Below are 17,764 nucleotides of genomic sequence, written 5' to 3'. Positions count from 1 at the left end.
CGCCCTTTTTGTATGGGGCTTTAGGATAGTTCCCCGTGATATATGCTGCATTTCTTACATTCTCTAACAAGGTTTCTCGTCAGTAAGCCAGCAACTTAGTAAAATGTGAGGCGAAATTGCCAAATCTGGAGATAACCGAATGCCCGCGTCTTTCTATCAACAACTAGAACAACAACTGGCTACTACCCGTGCTGAAGGTTTGTATAAAGAAGAGCGGATTATCACTTCCGCCCAGCAAGTCGATATCGCTGTAGCTGATGGAAGTCATGTAATCAATTTCTGTGCTAATAACTATCTGGGGCTGGCTAACCATCCGGCGCTGATCGCTGCCGCGAAAAAAGGGATGGACACACACGGTTTTGGTATGGCCTCCGTGCGCTTTATTTGCGGTACGCAGGACAGCCACAAGCACCTGGAGCAGAAGATCGCCAGCTTCCTGGGGATGGAAGATGCCATTCTCTATTCTTCCTGTTTTGATGCCAACGGCGGGCTGTTTGAAGCGCTGTTGGGGCCGGAAGATGCCATTATTTCCGATGCGTTAAACCATGCGTCAATTATTGACGGCGTGCGTCTGTGTAAAGCCAAGCGTTATCGCTACGCTAACAATGATATGGCTGAGCTGGAAACCCAACTGAAGCAGGCAAAAGCGGACGGCGCTCGTCATATCATGATCGCCACTGATGGCGTGTTTTCTATGGACGGCGTGATTGCTAACCTGAAAGGCGTTTGTGATTTGGCCGATCAATATAAAGCGCTGGTGATGGTTGATGATTCCCACGCAGTAGGCTTTGTTGGTGCCAACGGGCGCGGCACCCATGAATACTGCGAAGTGATGGGTCGTGTTGATATTATCACTGGTACTTTGGGTAAAGCGTTGGGCGGCGCATCCGGCGGCTATACCGCAGGCCGTAAAGAAGTGGTGGAATGGCTGCGCCAGCGTTCACGTCCGTACCTGTTCTCTAACTCATTGGCTCCGGCGATTGTTGCAGCGTCCATTGAAGTCCTTTCTCTGCTGGAACAAGGGGATGCTCTGCGGGAACGCCTGTGGGCTAACGCCCGTCTATTCCGCGAAAAAATGACGGCGGCTGGTTTCACGTTGGCAGGAGCCGACCATGCGATTATTCCGGTAATGCTGGGCGAAGCTAAATTAGCGCAGGAATTTGCTAACGCGTTGCTGAAGGAAGGTATTTACGTTACCGGTTTCTTTTATCCGGTCGTGCCGAAAGGTCGGGCGCGGATTCGCACCCAAATGTCTGCTGAACACACGACTGAGCAGGTTGAACGTACCATCGATGCATTCGTGCGCATTGGTAAACAACTAGGCGTTATTGCATAAGGAATTTCAATGAAAGCACTATCTAAGCTGAAAGCGGAAGAAGGCATTTGGATGACCGATGTGCCTCAGCCTGAATTGGGTCACAATGACATTATGATCAAAATCGCTAAAACGGCGATTTGCGGTACGGATGTGCATATTTATAACTGGGATGAATGGTCACAAAAAACTATCCCGGTTCCTATGGTTGTAGGGCATGAATACGTCGGTAAAATTGTCGCTATCGGTCAGGAAGTTAAAGGTTTTTCCATTGGCGATCGCGTTTCTGGCGAAGGGCATATTACCTGCGGACATTGCCGTAACTGTCGCGGAGGCCGCACTCACCTGTGCCGTAATACCATTGGCGTCGGTGTTAACCGCCCGGGTTCATTCGCTGAATATCTGGTGATTCCTGCCTTCAATGCGTTCAAAATTCCTGACAACATTCCCGATGAGCTGGCCGCCATTTTCGATCCGTTTGGTAACGCGGTTCACACTGCATTGTCCTTCGATCTGGTGGGGGAAGATGTGCTGGTTTCCGGCGCTGGTCCTATTGGCATCATGGCCGCAGCGGTGTGTAAACATGTCGGTGCGCGTAACGTGGTTATTACTGACGTGAATGAATATCGCCTCGATTTGGCGCGCAAAATGGGCGTCACTCGCGCGGTAAACGTTAGTAAAGAAAACCTGAACGACGTGATGACTGATCTGGGTATGACCGAAGGTTTTGATGTGGGTCTGGAAATGTCCGGCGCGCCGCCAGCTTTCCGTACTTTGCTGAATGCGATGAACCACGGCGGCCGCATTGCCATGCTAGGGATACCGCCATCCGATATGTCTATCGACTGGAATCAGGTTATCTTTAAAGGGCTGTTTATTAAAGGTATCTACGGTCGCGAGATGTTCGAAACCTGGTACAAAATGGCTGCATTAATTCAGTCTGGTCTGGATTTAACACCAATCATTACCCACCGTTTCTCTATCGATGAGTTCCAGAAAGGCTTTGACGCTATGCGCTCTGGTCAATCAGGGAAAGTCGTATTGAGCTGGGATTAACGGCTAACTGAGATTCTATCAGGTAGATAAACAATGCCGGGCATGATGACCCGGCATTGTTTTATTTGGTTTTGTTAAACCAGAAATGCCAGCGCTGCTGCACGAAAGTCGCCACTGGGCTTTGTATCAGACTTTCCCCCAGAATTTTAAACATCTCGTCGGCGTAGATTTTCTCTGGCGTATGTCCCGCTTTCATTTTACATTGCTTAATGGCTTTTAACCTGCTGTCTTTAAACGGATCGCGTGGTTTAACCGGCTTGACTGGCGTCAGCGTGCCTGAATTATGCTGCACCGGTTCATTCAGTAACGCACTAGGGCGAACCAATACGATATCTGACGGCAATTCCGGCAGCATCTGCTGCAATACCCGAATGGTAGAGGGATGAGGATGCCCGATGGCAATAGCCGAACCATTTTTACGCGCTAGCTGAATGGCGCGATTGAACTGCTGACGAATAGCCGCATCATTCTGCACATCATCCAGAAAAACTTTGCGTTTTATGACTTTAACGCCAGTGCCTTCCGCTGCCCGGCTGGCCTGAGTATTGCCGATTGTCACGCTATCCAGAAAATACAGCTGATAATGTTCCAGCGCCTGCATGACTTTTTGCATTCCGGACAGGCTGGAAGTCATTGCGCTACCCATATGATTATTCATACCTACGGCGTAAGGAACGTTGTTTACCGCCTGACGAATAATGCGCTGAATTTCTTCGCTGCTCATATTAGGCTGCAAAGTATCCCGTTCTAATGGCTGCTTGCTCAAGGGTGCCATCGGCAGATGGATAAGAACCTCACGCCCTTGGCTGTGGGCTTTGATGGCCATTTCTTTGGCGTGGGGAGCATTAGGCAAGATGGCCACCGAGATCGGTAACGGCATCTGGAGAATTTTGTTTTCGTTCTGCGGGCGATAACCGAAGTCATCGATAACAATAGATAATTTTCCTGCCTGCGCGGAGCAGGCTATCAGCAAAGTGCCGAATACAAACAGTGAGCGAGCTTTAAAATAGCGCAATGCTTTTTCCCTAATTCAATTCCCTATCTTCCTAACCAGGGTTGTGGGTTGACCGCCTGTCCCTGACGACGGATCTCGAAATACAGAGAAGGCTCACCCTGGCCCCCGCTGGTACCGACCAGAGCAATCGGCTGGCCGGCTCTAACCTGAGTCCCAACGCTGACTAACGCGCTTTGGTTATAACCATACAAACTCATATCGCCTTTACCGTGTTCAACGACGACGACGAGACCGTAGCCCTGTAACCAGTCGGCCAGCAGGACGCGGCCATCGGCAATGGCTTTGACTTCGCTGCCTTCTGGCGCGGAAATAACCATACCTTTCCAGCGTAGTTCTCCCTGTAATGCTTCACCAAATCTATGTGTAACATTACCGCGTACTGGCCACAAAGCCTGCCCACTTGGGCGACCTAAACCGCCGGTACGTGCCATCAGAGAGCGCTCACTTTCGCTCGGCTTATAGCTAGAGCCGGTTTTCTTCGCTTGTTGCTCTTTAAGCTTAATCTGCTCTCGAACCCGCGCGGCCTCTTTGGCTTCTCGTTCAGCGCGGGCTTTGGCTTCCCGTTCTGCTTTGGCTATTTGATCGCGCAGACGGGTTTCATTCTGTTTCAGTTCCGCCAGACCCTGCTGGTCTTTTTCCAGCGAGGCTTCCAGAGAAATCAGCGTTTTTTTACGTGCTGAACGAGCCTGTTCCAGCTTCTGTTGCTGAGACTGTTGTTCGTTCAATAGGGATTTCTGCTGTTGCTGTTTTTCTACCAGCGTTTTTTTCTGCGCCGCGAGATCGCTTCGAGTCTGTTTTAACGTATTGATTGATTTGAGACGGGCTTCATTCAGATAGCTGAAATAGGCCAGAATGCGTTCGCTACGCTGACTTTCCTCACCGCTAAGAATGAGTTGCAATCCGCTGTGCTGCCCTTGTTTAAAGGCTGCATCCAACTGTTTAGCTAGAATATTTTGCTGGAGTGACTGCTGACTTTGCAGTTTTTCAATCGAGCCGTTGAGCTTGGCGACGTCTTTACCCAACTCAGTCAAAGTGGCTTGGGTGTCGCGCAGGCTACGGCTGGCTTGGGCAATAGTATTTTCTTGTTGTTTCAGCTGATCGAGCAGTGCGCTGCGTTGCTGTTTTTGTTGCTGAACGCTTTTCTCTTTTTCAGCAATATTTTGCTGAATAGTTTTCAATTGGCTCTTGTTATCGGCCGTTTTTGCAGCAACGGGAGCATCTGCAGCCTGGCTGGATAATGGCAATAGCAAGACGCCAGCGCAAAAAACGCTGGCGTACAGTATGGCTAACGGACGACGCGTAAACCGGGTTGGCAGCAGGCCCACTGGGGATTGGCTGCTGCCGGGGGTTGCGTTTTCAGTCACCATCAAACGTGCAAATAACGCCTTATCCTTCATAAGAAAGGATTATTCCACGATGAACAGCGGCTTACCAGTCATCTCTTGCGGGATTTCCATTTCCATTAGTGACAGCATGGTTGGCGCGATATCAGAAAGCTTACCGCCAGCCACCGCGGCAACCGGTTTATTGCCGACGTAAATCAGCGGAACCGGCAGGCTGGTGTGGGCGGTGTGAGCCTGACCTGTCGCCGGATCGCGCATTTGCTCGGCGTTGCCGTGGTCTGCGGTAATCAGCAACTGACCGTCAGCAGCTTTAACTGCATCAACAACCTGTGCAATACAGCCATCCAGCGTTTCGATCGCTTTTACTGCCGCATCATAATCACCGGTATGACCAACCATATCGCCATTTGGATAGTTACAGATGATGACATCGTATTTACCGCTGCCGATCGCCCCGACCAGTTTTTCGGTCAGCTCGGCAGAACTCATTTCTGGCTGTAGATCATAAGTCGCCACTTTCGGTGAATTCACTAGAATACGGTCTTCACCTTTAAATGGTTCTTCAACGCCGCCGTTGTAGAAGAAGGTGACGTGAGCATATTTCTCAGTTTCAGAAATGCGTAACTGGGTTTTATCGTGCTTCATTAACCATTCGCCAAAGGTATTAACCAGTGATGCTGGCGGATAAGCGCAGGCAGCATTGATATCGGCTGCATACTCGGTCAACATCACGAAATCGCCGAAGTTAACTACTTTATCGCGCTTGAAGCCGTCAAAGTCTGGATTAATAAAGGTGCGAGTGATCTGACGAGCGCGGTCGGCGCGGAAGTTCATAAAGATCAGCGCGTCGCCATCATTCATAGCGGCATCGGGTTCGCCAGCGGCTTGAATCACCGTCGGTTTTACAAATTCGTCGTTTTCGCCGCGGGTATAGGCATCAGCCAAACCCTGCATGGCGTTGGCTGCGGTAAACTCGCCCTTGGCCTGAGTTAGCAGGTCATAAGCCAGTTGGACGCGATCCCAGCGGTTATCGCGATCCATTGCGTAGTAACGACCAATAATGGAGGCGATACGGCCTTTGCCTAATGCAGCAAATTTATCGCTAAACATTTTCAAAGAGGACTCGGCGCTACGCGGCGGCGTATCACGGCCATCGAGGAAGGCGTGCAGGTAGATTTTCTCGGCACCGCGTTGGGCAGCCAGCTCGACCATCGCCAGAATATGCGCTTCGTGGCTGTGAACCCCACCGGCGGATAGCAGGCCCATGATGTGTACCGCTTTGCCAGCTTTTACTGCTTTATCAACGGCGGCGGTCAGCGTCGGGTTAACAAAGAAATCGCCCTCTTTGATCTCTTTATCTAGGCGGGTTAAATCCTGATAAACAATGCGACCCGCGCCCAGATTGACGTGGCCAACTTCAGAGTTACCCATCTGACCGTCTGGCAACCCGACGTCCAGACCGGAAGCAGCAATCAGCGTGTGCGGATTTTGCTGCCACAAGCGGTCCATCACTGGCGTTTTGGCATTCAAAATAGCGTTATCCTGATGGTCTTCACGGTGGCCATAGCCATCCAGAATAGTCAGAACTAATGGTTTTTTATTGCTCGACATTGCTTAACCTCATTTTCTTATAAGTCCAAGTGTTAATAGGCATGGGTTATACGTGGGTCGCTCATGGCTATTGACACTTATCGCTTTCGTAATTTTACTACAAAGCAGGTTAAAAATAGCCCAAAGAGATCAAGGTTGGCGTGGGATGGGCGTGATTGTGGTGGTTTAAATGATGAAAACTTTCCGCGATCCCTCTCAGTTTCTGCAATACCACTTGCTTACTGGCTGTATTTGCTGCAACGCGCAGGTATACTCTGTGACCTTGAATATTGACCCCTAACTAACGGGAGTTTTTCCCCCTATGTTGCAAGAAATTATGCAATTCATTAGCCAGCATCCTATTTTGAGTCTGGCTTGGGTGGCTTTGCTGGTTGCCGTGATCGTCACCACCTTTAAAAGCAGCCTGTCTAAAGTAAAAGAAATCACTCGTGGTGAAGCTACGCGTTTGATTAACAAAGAAGATGCGGTTGTTGTCGATACCCGTTCGCGCGAAGATTACCGCAAGGGCCATATCGCCAGCTCCATTAACCTAACGCCGACTGAAATTAAAAACGGCAGCTTGGGCGAGTTGGAAAAGCATAAAGCGCAGCCTATTATTGTTGTTTGTGCTAACGGTACTGCGTCTCGTACGTCTGCCGAAAATTTGAACAAAGCCGGTTTTGAACCTGTATTTACTCTGAAAGAGGGTATCTCTGGCTGGAGCGGTGAAAATCTGCCTCTGGCTCGCGGTAAATAAAACGTGGTAAGTAATAAAACCATCGCTTTATCAACGGAATATTAATATAACTGAGGTTTTGTCAATGGCGAAAATTGAGATATACACCAAAGCGACCTGCCCGTTTTGCGTTCGCGCAAAAGCGCTGTTAAACAGCAAAGGTGCAGCGTTCGAGGAAATCGCGATTGATGGTGATATGGCGACGCGTGAAGTTATGATTGAACGCAGCGGACGTTCCACCGTACCTCAGATATTTATTGATGGGCAGCACATAGGTGGCTGCGATGATTTACATGCGCTGGATGCGCGCGGTGGGCTTGACCCACTGCTTTAAACTCGTCGATGGGGATTCCCACGGCGGTAGTGCTGTTTAATAAGGATGTCTAACTAAGGGTACTTTTACACATGTCAGAACAAAACAACACAGAGATGGCTTTCCAGATCCAACGTATTTATACCAAGGATATCTCTTTCGAAGCGCCAAATGCACCGCAGGTTTTCCAGCAGGATTGGCAGCCAGAAGTTAAACTTGATCTTGATACTGCTTCCAGTCAGCTGGCTGAAGATGTGTATGAAGTGGTACTGCGCGTAACAGTAACGGCCTCTCTGGGCGAAGAAACTGCATTCTTGTGTGAAGTTCAGCAAGGCGGTATTTTCTCCATTGCTGGCATCGATGGCACCCAATTGGCACATTGCCTGGGCGCATACTGCCCGAACATTTTGTTCCCGTATGCCCGTGAATGTATCACCAGCCTGGTTTCCCGCGGTACTTTCCCTCAGCTGAATCTGGCACCGGTTAATTTTGATGCCCTGTTCATGAACTATTTGCAGCAGCAGGCTCAAACTGAAGGCGAAGGTGCCGAACAACGTCAGGATGCCTGATGAACACCACTGATGCTTCAATGACTGTAATCGGTGCCGGATCTTACGGCACCGCATTAGCCATCACGTTAGCGCGTAATGGTCACACCGTTGTGTTGTGGGGACACGATCCCAAACACATTCAGGCGTTGCAGGATGCTCGCTGTAATCAGGCTTTTCTACCGGACGTCCCTTTCCCCGACACATTATTGCTAGAAACCGATTTGTCCCGCGCACTGGCGGTCAGTCGTAATATTCTGGTGGTAGTGCCGAGCCACGTTTTTGGCAACGTTTTACATCAGTTAAAACCCCATTTACGCAGCGATGCGCGTATCGTTTGGGCAACCAAAGGGTTGGAAGCTGAAACCGGGCGTTTGCTACAGGATGTAGCACGGGAAATCCTCGGCGATACAATTCCGCTGGCGGTTGTTTCCGGGCCGACTTTTGCTAAAGAGCTGGCGGCAGGAATGCCCACGGCGATTGCATTGGCTTCAACGGACGCTCAGTTCAGCGAAGACCTGCAAGCGCTGCTCCACTGCGGTAAAAGTTTCCGGGTTTACAGCAACCCAGATTTTATCGGCGTGCAGCTCGGCGGCGCGGTGAAAAACGTGATTGCCATTGGTGCAGGTATGTCTGACGGCATCGGTTTTGGCGCGAATGCGCGAACGGCGCTGATTACCCGTGGTTTGGCCGAAATGAGCCGTTTGGGTTCCGCGTTGGGTGCCGATCCTTCCACCTTTATGGGCATGGCGGGGCTGGGTGATTTGGTGCTAACCTGCACGGATAATCAATCTCGCAACCGCAGATTCGGTATCATGCTGGGCCAGGGCGCAGGGGTTCAAGAAGCGCAGGACAAGATTGGCCAGGTTGTCGAAGGTTATCGAAATACCAAGGAAGTATTAGCTCTGGCGCAACGGTATGGTGTTGAAATGCCCATTACCGAACAGATCTATCAGGTGCTGTACTGCCATAAAAATGCCCGCGAAGCTGCCCTGACCTTATTAGGGCGCACCAAAAAAGACGAAAAAAGCGGCGTTTAACCCGTTAGATCAATGCGTACTAAGTCACCTTGGGGTTTCCTCGGGGTGACTTGTTTGTATCATAGGGAGAGTAAGGCATGTCGTCAGAAGAATTAGAGCAGGTCTGGAGCAGCATTAAATCAGAAGCGCGGGCGCTGGCTGATTGTGAACCCATGCTGGCCAGCTTTTTTCATGCGACATTGCTAAAGCATGAGAATTTAGGCAGTGCCCTAAGCTATATTCTGGCGAATAAATTAGCCGATCCCATAATGCCTGCTATTGCTATCCGGGAAGTGGTCGAAAACGCTTACCGCAGCGATCCCCATATGATTGTTTCCGCCGCGCGCGATATTTTGGCTGTGCGCTTGCGTGACCCTGCGGTGGATAAATACTCTACGCCACTGCTGTATCTGAAAGGTTTTCACGCATTACAAGCCTATCGAATTGGCCATTGGTTATGGGCGCAAGAGCGTAAAGCGCTGGCTATTTATCTGCAAAATCAAGTCTCTGTGGCTTTCGGTGTTGATATCCACCCTGCGGCAACCATTGGCTGCGGCATCATGCTGGACCACGCCACAGGTATTGTGATTGGTGAAACGGCAGTTGTTGAAAATGACGTTTCTATTTTGCAATCCGTCACCTTGGGCGGTACCGGTAAAACCAGCGGCGATCGACATCCTAAAATTCGCGAAGGCGTGATGATTGGTGCCGGGGCGAAAATTCTGGGCAATATTGAGGTAGGTCGAGGGGCTAAAATTGGTGCGGGTTCTGTGGTATTGCAAGCGGTTCCGCCTCATACCACTGCGGCGGGTGTACCGGCTCGGATCGTGGGTAAACCGGACAGTGATAAACCCTCCCTGGATATGGACCAGCACTTCAACGGCGTCAGCCAAGGTTTTGAATACGGCGACGGTATCTGATTCCTGCTATTAATCGAACGGGGCCACTCTGAGCCCCTTTCTGACAAATTTCTTACTCTTTCACCAATGCGCCGTTATATCCCAGCTGGCGCCATGCCTCATATACCACCACAGAAACTGCGTTCGATAGATTCATACTGCGGCTATCTGGTTGCATTGGAATCCTGATTTTTTGCTGTGCCGGTAACGCATCCAGAATACTGGCAGGTAAACCGCGAGTTTCTGGGCCAAATAACAGAAAATCCTTATCCTGATAACTCACCGCACTATGAGCTGGCGTACCTTTGGTGGTCAGTGCGAACAGGCGCTCGGGTTTTTCGCTGTCGAGAAAAGCCTGATAATCATGATGATGCTTAATATTCGTAAACTCATGATAATCGAGGCCCGCTCGGCGCAGCCTTTTGTCATCCCAGGTAAAGCCCAAGGGCTTGATCAAATGAAGCTGGCAGCCGGTATTGGCGCACAGACGAATGATATTGCCGGTGTTCGGTGGGATTTCCGGTTCAAATAAAACAATATTCAGCATAGGCCCCCCAGTAAAGAGGGGCGCAGGATACCAGAAACTCCGATTTGGTGCAGTGGGCATCCGTTGATATGGGCAGATTTGGCCAGTGAGAAAATGTGACGATCTGGCCGAACCTGTGGGATCGGCCAAATGACTAGGCTTTGAATGGGTGTAGAGGAAGCCAGAGAATCAAGCGCAGGCCGCCAAGCGGGCTATCTTCCGCCCTAACCCAGCCACGATGCTGGCTTACGGCGTTTTCAACAATGGCTAAACCTAGGCCTGTACCGCCGGATTCGCGGTCGCGGGCTTCGTCAGTGCGGTAGAACGGACGGAAAATCTGTTCGCGGTCTTCTGCGCTGACGCCAGGGCCATCATCATCAACAGTGATGGTTACGCCTTGATTATCAGCTTGGAACGCTACTGCGATATGGTGGTGAGAATACCGCAGAGCATTACGAACAATATTTTCCAACGCGCTATCCAACGCCGACGGATTACCAAATAGCGTCCAAGGGCCCGGTGGAGCAGAGATTTCCAGCGTTTTACCCACCTGTTCGGCTTCAAATTGCGCATTTTCCAGCACGTTAGACCAAAGGTCATTAGCTTTAATCGGCTCTCGTGCTAGCTCATTCTTATGCTGGTTACGGGAAAGCACTAGCAGATCATTGATCATACTGTCCAACCGATGAGCTTCTGTTTCAATGCGTTCCAGCTCTTTTCCCTCTCCATGGCGACGGCGCATCAACGCTGTCGCCAACTGAAGGCGAGTCAGCGGGGTGCGAAGCTCATGGGAAATATCGGAAATCAACCGCTGTTGTGCGGCAACCATTCGTTCCAACGCACTGATCATTTGGTTGAAACTGGCACCCGTGGCTAGGAATTCCTGCGGGCCGGATTCCAGTTCAGGATGCTGTTTCAGATTTCCGCGAGCCACGTCATCGGCGGCATTTTTCAGTTTACGAGCCGGTTTAGCCAGGCTCCATGCCAGCCAGAGAAGCAGAGGCGCACTGATCAACATGGTGGCAATCAGTAACAGTAACGGCCGATCAAACATCAGGTTGATAAAGTCGGACTGTGGGCTACTTGCTGGTCGAATTAAATAGAGTTGGTAGTTGTCATCACCATCACGAATAGAAAATGGCCCGACCATTTCTGATCGACCATACTTTTTCTTTTTCGGCTGATCGGCATTATCCGATTGGCCAATAAAGTTACGTACAATCTGCATTTCATGACGTTCAGCGCCAATCACCCGGCCTTCGCTGGTCACTAACACCAGATGCTGGCCGGGGGGGGCCCATTTCTCAATGGCGCGATACAGCCGCCGCCACCACATCAAATCATTGGCAGGATCGTTGGCCAGTTCAACTTCAATATGCTGTTCCAGCATGACGCCCTGCCGCTGCTCATTTTCTAATAACGGCGTTAACTGCCGCGAATCCAGCTTAGGCACCATCAGCACTAGCATGAGCACTAGCGCTAGAGTAAACCAGAAAATAGCGAAGATTCGCGCCGTCAAACTGTTGATCATGTTTCAGATACCATCAAATATCCGCGGCCACGCAAGGTCTTGAACCAAGGTAAACCATCCTGACGTTCCGGTAACTTACGACGCAGGTTGGAAATATGCATATCAATGGCGCGATCAAATGGCGTCAGTCGTTTGCCCAAGACTTCCTGGCTGAGAAGTTCACGCGAAACCACTTGGCCCAGATGCTGAGCGAGTAAATACAGCAAGGTAAATTCTGTGCCGGTTAAATCTAGTACCTGACCTTCAAAGCTGGCTTCCTGACGACCCGGATTCAGTTGCAGGCAGTCAACTTCTAGCGTTGGTGCGCCTTGATCTACATTCTGCTGCTGTTCGCTCCAATTGGAACGACGCAAAATAGCGCGTATGCGTGCTACCAATTCACGATCGTTAAACGGTTTGGCCAAATAGTCATCTGCGCCTAACTCCAGACCCAGAACCCGGTCCAATTCACTGCCGCGCGCGGTCAGCATAATCACCGGCGTTTGGTGATGTTGACGTAGCTCTTTTAAGGTTTCGATACCGTTTTTACGCGGCATCATAATGTCCAGCAAAAGCAGGTCGATCGAACTGTCCAGCAGGTTTAGCGCTTGCTCGCCGTCATAGGCAACAACAACGTTGAAGCCTTCCATTTCAAGTAATTCTTTCAATAGCGAAGTTAGTTCGCGATCGTCATCAACAAGTAGAATTTTATGCATAGTTATTTCACCTCTAGACGCAAAATACGTTAACAATTGCCGCGATTCTATGACTTTACCTAGATTTACATCCCCTGACCTCAGTTTTACATGCACTGACGCTAGTTTTCAGCCAGACCTATACACTGCTTAACATTGAATTGCATAGCAGAGTGAATCCAGGAGTTAATCATGCGTAAAGTAACAACGTTAGTTATAGCGTCAATGTTGGCCTTCGGCTCTACCGCCGCATTTGCCGCTGATACTGTTGCAACCGCTGGCAACTGGTGTCACGACTTCGACGGCAAAATGATGAAAGGTGGTCGCGGCCACCATAACATGTTTGAAGGCTTGAACCTGACTGAGCAACAGCGTCAGCAGATGCGCGATCTGATGCGTCAGCATCGCGGAACTAAAACGGCAATGCCTGTCGCTGATCGGGAAGCAATGCATAGTCTGATTACCGCAGATAAATTTGATGAAGCCGCAGTTCGAGCGCAGGCTGAAAAAATGTCTAAACAACAAGTTGAGCGTCAGGTCGAAATGGCCAAAGTACGCAACCAAATGTACAACCTGCTGACGCCAGAGCAAAAAACTGCCTTAAACCAGATGCATAAACAGCGGATGGCTACAGTGCAGCAGGCTCCAGCAGCACAACCGGCTTCTGCCCAGAAGTAAAGTACTATCCAGTACCGTAAGGTACTACCCAGTAATACCCTGTTTTCCTTGCCATAGACACCATCCCTGTCTTTTAGCCCCCCATGATGGAGGGCTTTTTTTTGCCTATTGAGAAACGCTAGCTTTAAAAACAGTCACTTACGATTTTCTCAAAGGGCGGTGTCATTTCCAAATGTGATTAAATGTGGACAGTTTGTGGACGCGTTTCGGCCGCTAATCCCCCCTTTAATGGGTTAAGTATAACGGCGTTTTGCAGGTAATCCGGCGCCAGATGCGCATAGGCCATTGTTTGCTGAATGTTGGCATGTCCGAGTATTTGCTGGAGTGCAATGATGTTCCCGCCGTTCATCATAAAATGGCTGGCGAAAGTGTGACGTAACACATGGGTGGCCTGACCGTGTGGCAGGTCTGGTTTTACATCTCGCAGTGTTTTACAGAACTTCACGTAATCCACGTCGAAGAGTTTCCCACTGGCTTTGTCTTTCACTTCTTTCTCCAACTCTGCGGATATTGGAATTGTGCGTTTCTTGCCATTTTTAGTTTCTAAAAATGTGATGCGGCCATTCATGACTTGAGCGGGGGTTAATGTACTGACTTCTCCCCACCTACCGCCAGTGCTTAAACACAACAGCGCAATAAGCCGTTCGTCTCCAGATAACACCGACAACAGCTGATTAATTTCATCCGAATCTAAGAACGTCATACCCGGATTCTTTTCAGCTAATGGCGGTAAACCATGTAACGGGTTCTGCCCTGCAAACTCCTCGAGCTTTATCAGTGCAGAAAACATCCCTGAAAACCGATAGAGATCGCGATTTATCGTGGCTGCGCTAATGCCGTTAGTCAGGCGCAGGCTGCGATGTTCCATTAATACGCGTTTAGTGAGCTGATTTACGGTCTTGTCACCTATCGCTGATATGGTTTTGATCAGGTGACGTTTTTCAATCGCGCCATTCTTGAGATTCTGGCCGTGGTATAGCCACCAAACCTCGACTAACTGACTCAAATTGCGGCGATCTGTTCGCTTGTTCGCCCATTCTTTTCTACTGGCGTTTACGATGACATATCGCTCAAAGGCGATAGCTTCCGCCTTTCTTTCAAATCTCTTACGAATACGACGTCCTTCGCGTCCGCAAGGTCTAATGTCCACTTCATAACGACCATCATCGAGCTTCTTAATCGCCATAGCGAAGCCCTCCGATGTAACAGCCTGCCTCAAACCACAGCCAGTCTGCATATTGATAACAAATATCTAACCAGTTCTCCTGCCTTAACGGCCTGAGGTGGTTTTCTCTTGCCCACTGTGTGCGATGGCCGGTGCTATTTGCCCCGCTTCCGGTGCGGTTTTATCAGTCATCAGCCAAAGGGTATATTTTTCAAACTGCGGGTGTGTTGTGTATTTCACCAATGCAGCACCACCGGGCTCGAATAACCCACTTTCATACTTCGATACGGTGCTTCTGGGTAAGCCAATAATTTCGCATAACTGATTTTGACTAAGTCCCTCAGCAATACGCATCGCTTTTATCTTTTCACTCAATTTCATTTGACCTGTTCCTATTTAGGAGTTAGATTTACCTCTATTGATCCTATATAGGAGCAATTAAGGTCGTGAAACACCACCCAATAAGCGTTTTTAAACGGTTTCTAAAGGGTTGGATCAAAAGAGGTTAGCACAGATGAAAGTTGAAGATTATGTGATTCGGTACCCGCTTGATGCAGTTCATGAATCTAAGTTTGCGGAACTGATCGGGAAACCAGAGACCGCAATTAGAGAAATGACTAAGAATAGTAAGTTGCCATTCATTGAGTTACGCGATCCAACTAAGGTAAACGCGCGTGCCGGTGATAAGTGGATTTACATTCCTGAGTTTAACCGAGGAGTGAGAGAGGCTTTCTATAATCGGCCAATTGAACAGCGCGATGCATGGCTGTTATGGATGGGGCTTTAAGTCACTATAAGTAAATCAAGCCGTGTGGCATAAGGAGAAAATATGGAGCAGGTATCAAGTGAACTAACCGTAATTCTTTTTCGTGGCGATGTGGGAAAAAGATCCCCCTCAAATAGTCTAGCCGTTCCTCAGAACCCAAGGAAATGGGAAACCACTGAGGAGCTTCTAAGTGAACCTATTTTTATCGATGGTGATGATTTAGTTTTTCGCAGTACTGATGGGTCAGTAGAAATCCTTCGTTTGGATTTGAAATATTTACTTGAAGATGGCTATATGCGAGCAAAGGTAAAAGCTATCGGCATGAGTACTGACTATCGATTAGCATTGGCTCAATGCATAAAAGAAAAAGGGCGTGAGTTGGGTATTAAATTAATAAGCAAAGATGATTGGGACGATATCTTTAATGTGCTTGTGCGACCATACCGAAGTGAAAAGGCCACACAGCACAGCCTAGATAATTAGTTTATATCAATAAAGCTTTTATGTGTGGTCGGCATTTTTGATTGAATTACTTCTCTTAACTGAATTGACAATCTATTAGCTTTATCTGCCAGCTCCCGACTTTCGATAGTTGAAGGAATTGCATCGGCTAATATTAATGCTTTTTCGAGAGAAGTGATTAATTCATTAGCTTTTTTATTATTCATTTATTACCTCTTTTGTGGCTGATTGTTTTTGGCGATCCGATCCTACCACAAAATACCATGTGCCGATCATGGCTAAAACTCGGCATCTATTTGCAACCGTCTACTACGTGGGCTGTTACCAATGGATTTATAAGGAGGGTGTATGCAACAACCAATATCAATCGCACCGCTGCTCTGTAACCATCAGGCGGCTCGTTGTCTGGATACTCGAATTACCCACGGAAAAGGCCGCAAAGGGATCATTATCCGTCGTCGCCGTTCAAACATTATCGAAGCGATTAAGCATTCAAAAGTGTGGGGAAGAAAATGACAGTTGTGACCTTAGAGCTTACCCGCAAGTTACCCGCCGGGCTGCGTACCGCTATCGCCAACCATTTAGCCTTGCCGCGTTGGAATGAAACCTGCGGTTTTTATAATCGGATGAGTGAGCGCGAGCGCCTGACCATGTGTTTCCATGCGCACTTAAAGCAACGCCATGCGGTGATGCAATTGCAGGAAATGAACGATAGCGACCGTGAGCGTATTGTTTGCGCGATTGGCGAATTGAGTGAAGCATTTGCAGAGTGTCGTAAAGAGCGAATTGATGACTCGGCTTTTGTTGGTCGCTTAACTGTTAGCCAGCGTAAAACTTTATTTCTTCATGCTGAATTAACCGAAGAAGAATTTAACCAGCCTTATTGGCGCTTAAATGATGAATCATGTTTATGGCGTGAAAAACTATTCCGTGCATTGCGAGAGTTACTCAGTTTATTTAAACATGCGCCAACTATATTAACGGCGGTTAAGCCTGAGCAATATCTCCACTAATTAAATAACCTAGCTATTTAATAGGCGCTTTACTGCGTCGGGCTTTCTATTACCTGAGGTTTATATGCACATGTATAAAACGGTCGGCCAAGATATGCACCGTAGAGCCGAAGCAGAAATGCAAGAGCGGCTATTAAATAAGGCGCGTAACCAAGCTAAAGCAGATGCTGCTGTCAGTTTCTCATCACGACTGGACTCAATACTGGTTCATGCACAAAAAGAAGAATTATCGAAAGTAGAGCTTATCGAATTACTGACTCAGGAGTCGGTTTCTCTGCATAACCAAGGATTAAGTAATGGGGGAGTGTATTAATGAAGAAGGAATTGAAATGGGTTTTTATCAATAATTGGTTTGCTGTTGCGAAGGGTGAAAACGACACATTTATTCTGGCCGATATTCGAGTAGATAAAGAAAGCGGTAAAACATATTACCTGACGCGCGCCGTATATTCAGAGACGTTGAATTTAATCGCAGATATTACCAGCCTGTGCGTAAAGCGCTGTGTGTATTTAAAAACCATCACCACGGCATCAGCGTTGATGCGTGAGAGCCACCATTTTAATGAATTAAGCCAAAAGGCATTAATCCAGCTTGATAGCCAAATGGAGGCAACACCATGCCAGATTTAATGGATGCGATCCAACAGCATCAGCAAGACATATTAGCGCGCCGCATCAACGCCGCGCGCATGAAACCGAGTGTATCGGCCTCAATTTGTGAGGATTGCGATCAGCCTATTTCCGCCCAACGTCGCGCCGCAATGCCGGGCGTGATTCGTTGTATCTCCTGTCAGTTAGATCACGAACATCAAAGCAAACATTTCAGAGGCTAATTATGGTTCGCATTCCAATCGGTAAAGAGTGGGTCGTTACCGCAGATAACTATCAGTTCATTTTAAATCAGAAGAAGGTGGCTAAATCAGGTGCAAGAGCTGGTGAGGATTGGCTCGATCCTATCGGTTATTACCCAACCGTCAATCAACTGGTGACAGGTTTAGCGCATCACCATATTCGCAATTCAACGGCAACCAGTATCGCAGGGCTGGTCGCTGAGATTGAGCGTATTGGCAAGCTCTGTCAGGAAGCTTTTTCAACCCACCATTCAGGCTAAAACA

General features: G+C 48.7%; 25 protein-coding genes. 16 read left to right on the top strand and 9 right to left on the bottom strand.

Features of this window, described 5'->3' with window-relative positions; genetic code table 11:
• The first annotated feature begins 139 nt into the window (after positions 1-139).
• Positions 140-1,336, top strand: a complete 1,197-nt coding sequence (locus ACQ4OC_RS12300) for a glycine C-acetyltransferase (RefSeq protein WP_430971203.1) — start codon at positions 140-142, stop codon at positions 1,334-1,336.
• A gap of 9 nt (positions 1,337-1,345) precedes the next feature.
• The gene (gene tdh / locus ACQ4OC_RS12295; RefSeq protein ID WP_064514592.1) at positions 1,346-2,371 is read left to right on the top strand and encodes an L-threonine 3-dehydrogenase; all 1,026 of its coding nucleotides are present in this window, start codon (positions 1,346-1,348) and stop codon (positions 2,369-2,371) included.
• Positions 2,372-2,432: 61 nt separating this feature from the next.
• On the opposite strand, the gene ACQ4OC_RS12290 is transcribed toward tdh, so the two are convergent.
• Genes ACQ4OC_RS12290 through gpmM form a run of 3 tightly spaced genes read right to left on the bottom strand, consistent with a single transcriptional unit; the run spans position 2,433 to position 6,340 of the window.
• Positions 2,433-3,386, bottom strand: a complete 954-nt coding sequence (locus ACQ4OC_RS12290; protein ID WP_120806618.1) for a divergent polysaccharide deacetylase family protein — start codon at positions 3,384-3,386, stop codon at positions 2,433-2,435.
• Between the two features lie 23 nt (positions 3,387-3,409).
• Entirely contained in the window at positions 3,410-4,783 is a 1,374-nt protein-coding gene (gene envC, locus ACQ4OC_RS12285; protein WP_430971202.1) for a murein hydrolase activator EnvC, read from the bottom strand.
• 9 nt (positions 4,784-4,792) lie between these two features.
• The gene (gene gpmM / locus ACQ4OC_RS12280) at positions 4,793-6,340 is read right to left on the bottom strand and encodes a 2,3-bisphosphoglycerate-independent phosphoglycerate mutase (RefSeq protein WP_064514587.1); all 1,548 of its coding nucleotides are present in this window, start codon (positions 6,338-6,340) and stop codon (positions 4,793-4,795) included.
• Between the two features lie 301 nt (positions 6,341-6,641).
• Between gpmM and ACQ4OC_RS12275 the strand changes: the two genes are divergently transcribed.
• The 5 genes from ACQ4OC_RS12275 (at position 6,642) to cysE (ending at position 9,855) form a co-directional block, all read left to right on the top strand.
• Entirely contained in the window at positions 6,642-7,076 is a 435-nt protein-coding gene (locus ACQ4OC_RS12275) for a rhodanese-like domain-containing protein (RefSeq protein WP_064514585.1), read from the top strand.
• Positions 7,077-7,140: 64 nt separating this feature from the next.
• Entirely contained in the window at positions 7,141-7,389 is a 249-nt protein-coding gene (grxC, locus tag ACQ4OC_RS12270) for a glutaredoxin 3 (protein WP_064514583.1), read from the top strand.
• Positions 7,390-7,460: 71 nt separating this feature from the next.
• On the top strand, positions 7,461-7,937 hold the full coding sequence (secB, locus tag ACQ4OC_RS12265) for a protein-export chaperone SecB (RefSeq protein ID WP_049601518.1): 477 nt from the start codon (positions 7,461-7,463) through the stop codon (positions 7,935-7,937).
• Positions 7,937-8,956, top strand: a complete 1,020-nt coding sequence (gpsA, locus tag ACQ4OC_RS12260; protein WP_064514581.1) for an NAD(P)H-dependent glycerol-3-phosphate dehydrogenase — start codon at positions 7,937-7,939, stop codon at positions 8,954-8,956. The genes secB and gpsA overlap by 1 nt, the downstream gene beginning before the upstream one ends.
• A 77-nt stretch (positions 8,957-9,033) precedes the next feature.
• Positions 9,034-9,855: a serine O-acetyltransferase gene (gene cysE, locus ACQ4OC_RS12255; RefSeq protein ID WP_064514578.1), complete on the top strand. Its 822-nt coding sequence runs from the start codon at positions 9,034-9,036 to the stop codon at positions 9,853-9,855.
• Between the two features lie 52 nt (positions 9,856-9,907).
• On the opposite strand, the gene trmL is transcribed toward cysE, so the two are convergent.
• From trmL to cpxR, 3 genes are all read right to left on the bottom strand, one after another.
• Positions 9,908-10,381 (bottom strand): tRNA (uridine(34)/cytosine(34)/5-carboxymethylaminomethyluridine(34)-2'-O)-methyltransferase TrmL, encoded by a 474-nt coding sequence (trmL, locus tag ACQ4OC_RS12250; protein WP_064514576.1) that lies wholly within the window; start codon positions 10,379-10,381, stop codon positions 9,908-9,910.
• A 133-nt stretch (positions 10,382-10,514) separates the two neighbouring features.
• A complete protein-coding gene (cpxA, locus tag ACQ4OC_RS12245; RefSeq protein WP_064514574.1) occupies positions 10,515-11,891 on the bottom strand; it encodes an envelope stress sensor histidine kinase CpxA in 1,377 nt (458 codons plus the stop codon).
• Positions 11,888-12,586: an envelope stress response regulator transcription factor CpxR gene (gene cpxR / locus ACQ4OC_RS12240; RefSeq protein ID WP_064514572.1), complete on the bottom strand. Its 699-nt coding sequence runs from the start codon at positions 12,584-12,586 to the stop codon at positions 11,888-11,890. The genes cpxA and cpxR overlap by 4 nt, the downstream gene beginning before the upstream one ends.
• 171 nt (positions 12,587-12,757) lie before the next feature.
• Here cpxR and cpxP point away from each other — a divergent pair, with 171 nt between their 5' ends.
• Positions 12,758-13,243 (top strand): cell-envelope stress modulator CpxP, encoded by a 486-nt coding sequence (gene cpxP, locus ACQ4OC_RS12235; protein ID WP_064514570.1) that lies wholly within the window; start codon positions 12,758-12,760, stop codon positions 13,241-13,243.
• A gap of 178 nt (positions 13,244-13,421) precedes the next feature.
• Here cpxP and ACQ4OC_RS12230 read toward each other — a convergent pair whose 3' ends face one another.
• Positions 13,422-14,429 (bottom strand): phage integrase, encoded by a 1,008-nt coding sequence (locus tag ACQ4OC_RS12230; RefSeq protein WP_120806641.1) that lies wholly within the window; start codon positions 14,427-14,429, stop codon positions 13,422-13,424.
• Positions 14,430-14,513: 84 nt separating this feature from the next.
• Positions 14,514-14,789 carry a helix-turn-helix domain-containing protein gene (locus ACQ4OC_RS12225; RefSeq protein WP_120806621.1) on the bottom strand — a complete coding sequence of 92 codons (276 nt, stop codon included), beginning with the start codon at positions 14,787-14,789 and terminating at the stop codon, positions 14,514-14,516.
• Between the two features lie 133 nt (positions 14,790-14,922).
• On the opposite strand from ACQ4OC_RS12225, the gene ACQ4OC_RS12220 reads away from it, so the two are divergent.
• A complete protein-coding gene (locus ACQ4OC_RS12220) occupies positions 14,923-15,195 on the top strand; it encodes a Cox family DNA-binding protein (protein WP_042526629.1) in 273 nt (90 codons plus the stop codon).
• A 42-nt stretch (positions 15,196-15,237) separates the two neighbouring features.
• Positions 15,238-15,657, top strand: a complete 420-nt coding sequence (locus ACQ4OC_RS12215) for a hypothetical protein (protein WP_120806622.1) — start codon at positions 15,238-15,240, stop codon at positions 15,655-15,657.
• Here ACQ4OC_RS12215 and ACQ4OC_RS12210 read toward each other — a convergent pair.
• Positions 15,654-15,842 carry a hypothetical protein gene (locus ACQ4OC_RS12210; protein WP_120806623.1) on the bottom strand — a complete coding sequence of 63 codons (189 nt, stop codon included), beginning with the start codon at positions 15,840-15,842 and terminating at the stop codon, positions 15,654-15,656. The genes ACQ4OC_RS12215 and ACQ4OC_RS12210 overlap by 4 nt on opposite strands.
• Positions 15,843-15,984: 142 nt before the next feature.
• Here ACQ4OC_RS12210 and ACQ4OC_RS12205 point away from each other — a divergent pair, with 142 nt between their 5' ends.
• The 6 genes from ACQ4OC_RS12205 to ACQ4OC_RS12180 all read left to right on the top strand — a co-directional run bounded on the left by ACQ4OC_RS12205 (position 15,985) and on the right by ACQ4OC_RS12180 (position 17,760).
• Positions 15,985-16,152, top strand: a complete 168-nt coding sequence (locus tag ACQ4OC_RS12205) for a hypothetical protein (protein ID WP_162975204.1) — start codon at positions 15,985-15,987, stop codon at positions 16,150-16,152.
• The gene (locus tag ACQ4OC_RS12200) at positions 16,149-16,649 is read left to right on the top strand and encodes a hypothetical protein (RefSeq protein ID WP_042526625.1); all 501 of its coding nucleotides are present in this window, start codon (positions 16,149-16,151) and stop codon (positions 16,647-16,649) included. The genes ACQ4OC_RS12205 and ACQ4OC_RS12200 overlap by 4 nt, the downstream gene beginning before the upstream one ends.
• A gap of 70 nt (positions 16,650-16,719) precedes the next feature.
• Positions 16,720-16,962, top strand: coding sequence for a DUF2732 family protein (locus ACQ4OC_RS12195; RefSeq protein WP_173425051.1), 243 nt, complete (start codon positions 16,720-16,722; stop codon positions 16,960-16,962).
• Entirely contained in the window at positions 16,962-17,279 is a 318-nt protein-coding gene (locus ACQ4OC_RS12190; RefSeq protein ID WP_120806624.1) for a DUF5405 family protein, read from the top strand. Before ACQ4OC_RS12195 ends, ACQ4OC_RS12190 begins: the two co-directional genes overlap by 1 nt.
• Positions 17,267-17,482 carry a TraR/DksA C4-type zinc finger protein gene (locus ACQ4OC_RS12185; protein ID WP_042526621.1) on the top strand — a complete coding sequence of 72 codons (216 nt, stop codon included), beginning with the start codon at positions 17,267-17,269 and terminating at the stop codon, positions 17,480-17,482. Before ACQ4OC_RS12190 ends, ACQ4OC_RS12185 begins: the two co-directional genes overlap by 13 nt.
• Before the next feature lie 2 nt (positions 17,483-17,484).
• Positions 17,485-17,760 carry a DUF5405 family protein gene (locus ACQ4OC_RS12180; protein WP_415843082.1) on the top strand — a complete coding sequence of 92 codons (276 nt, stop codon included), beginning with the start codon at positions 17,485-17,487 and terminating at the stop codon, positions 17,758-17,760.
• Positions 17,761-17,764: the final 4 nt, after the last annotated feature.

The sequence above is a fragment of the Yersinia sp. J1 genome, assembly GCF_050586585.1.
Classification (GTDB): domain Bacteria; phylum Pseudomonadota; class Gammaproteobacteria; order Enterobacterales; family Enterobacteriaceae; genus Yersinia; species Yersinia entomophaga.
Note: the sequence above shows the minus strand (reverse complement) of the source record. Positions and strands in the feature narration are given on the sequence as shown.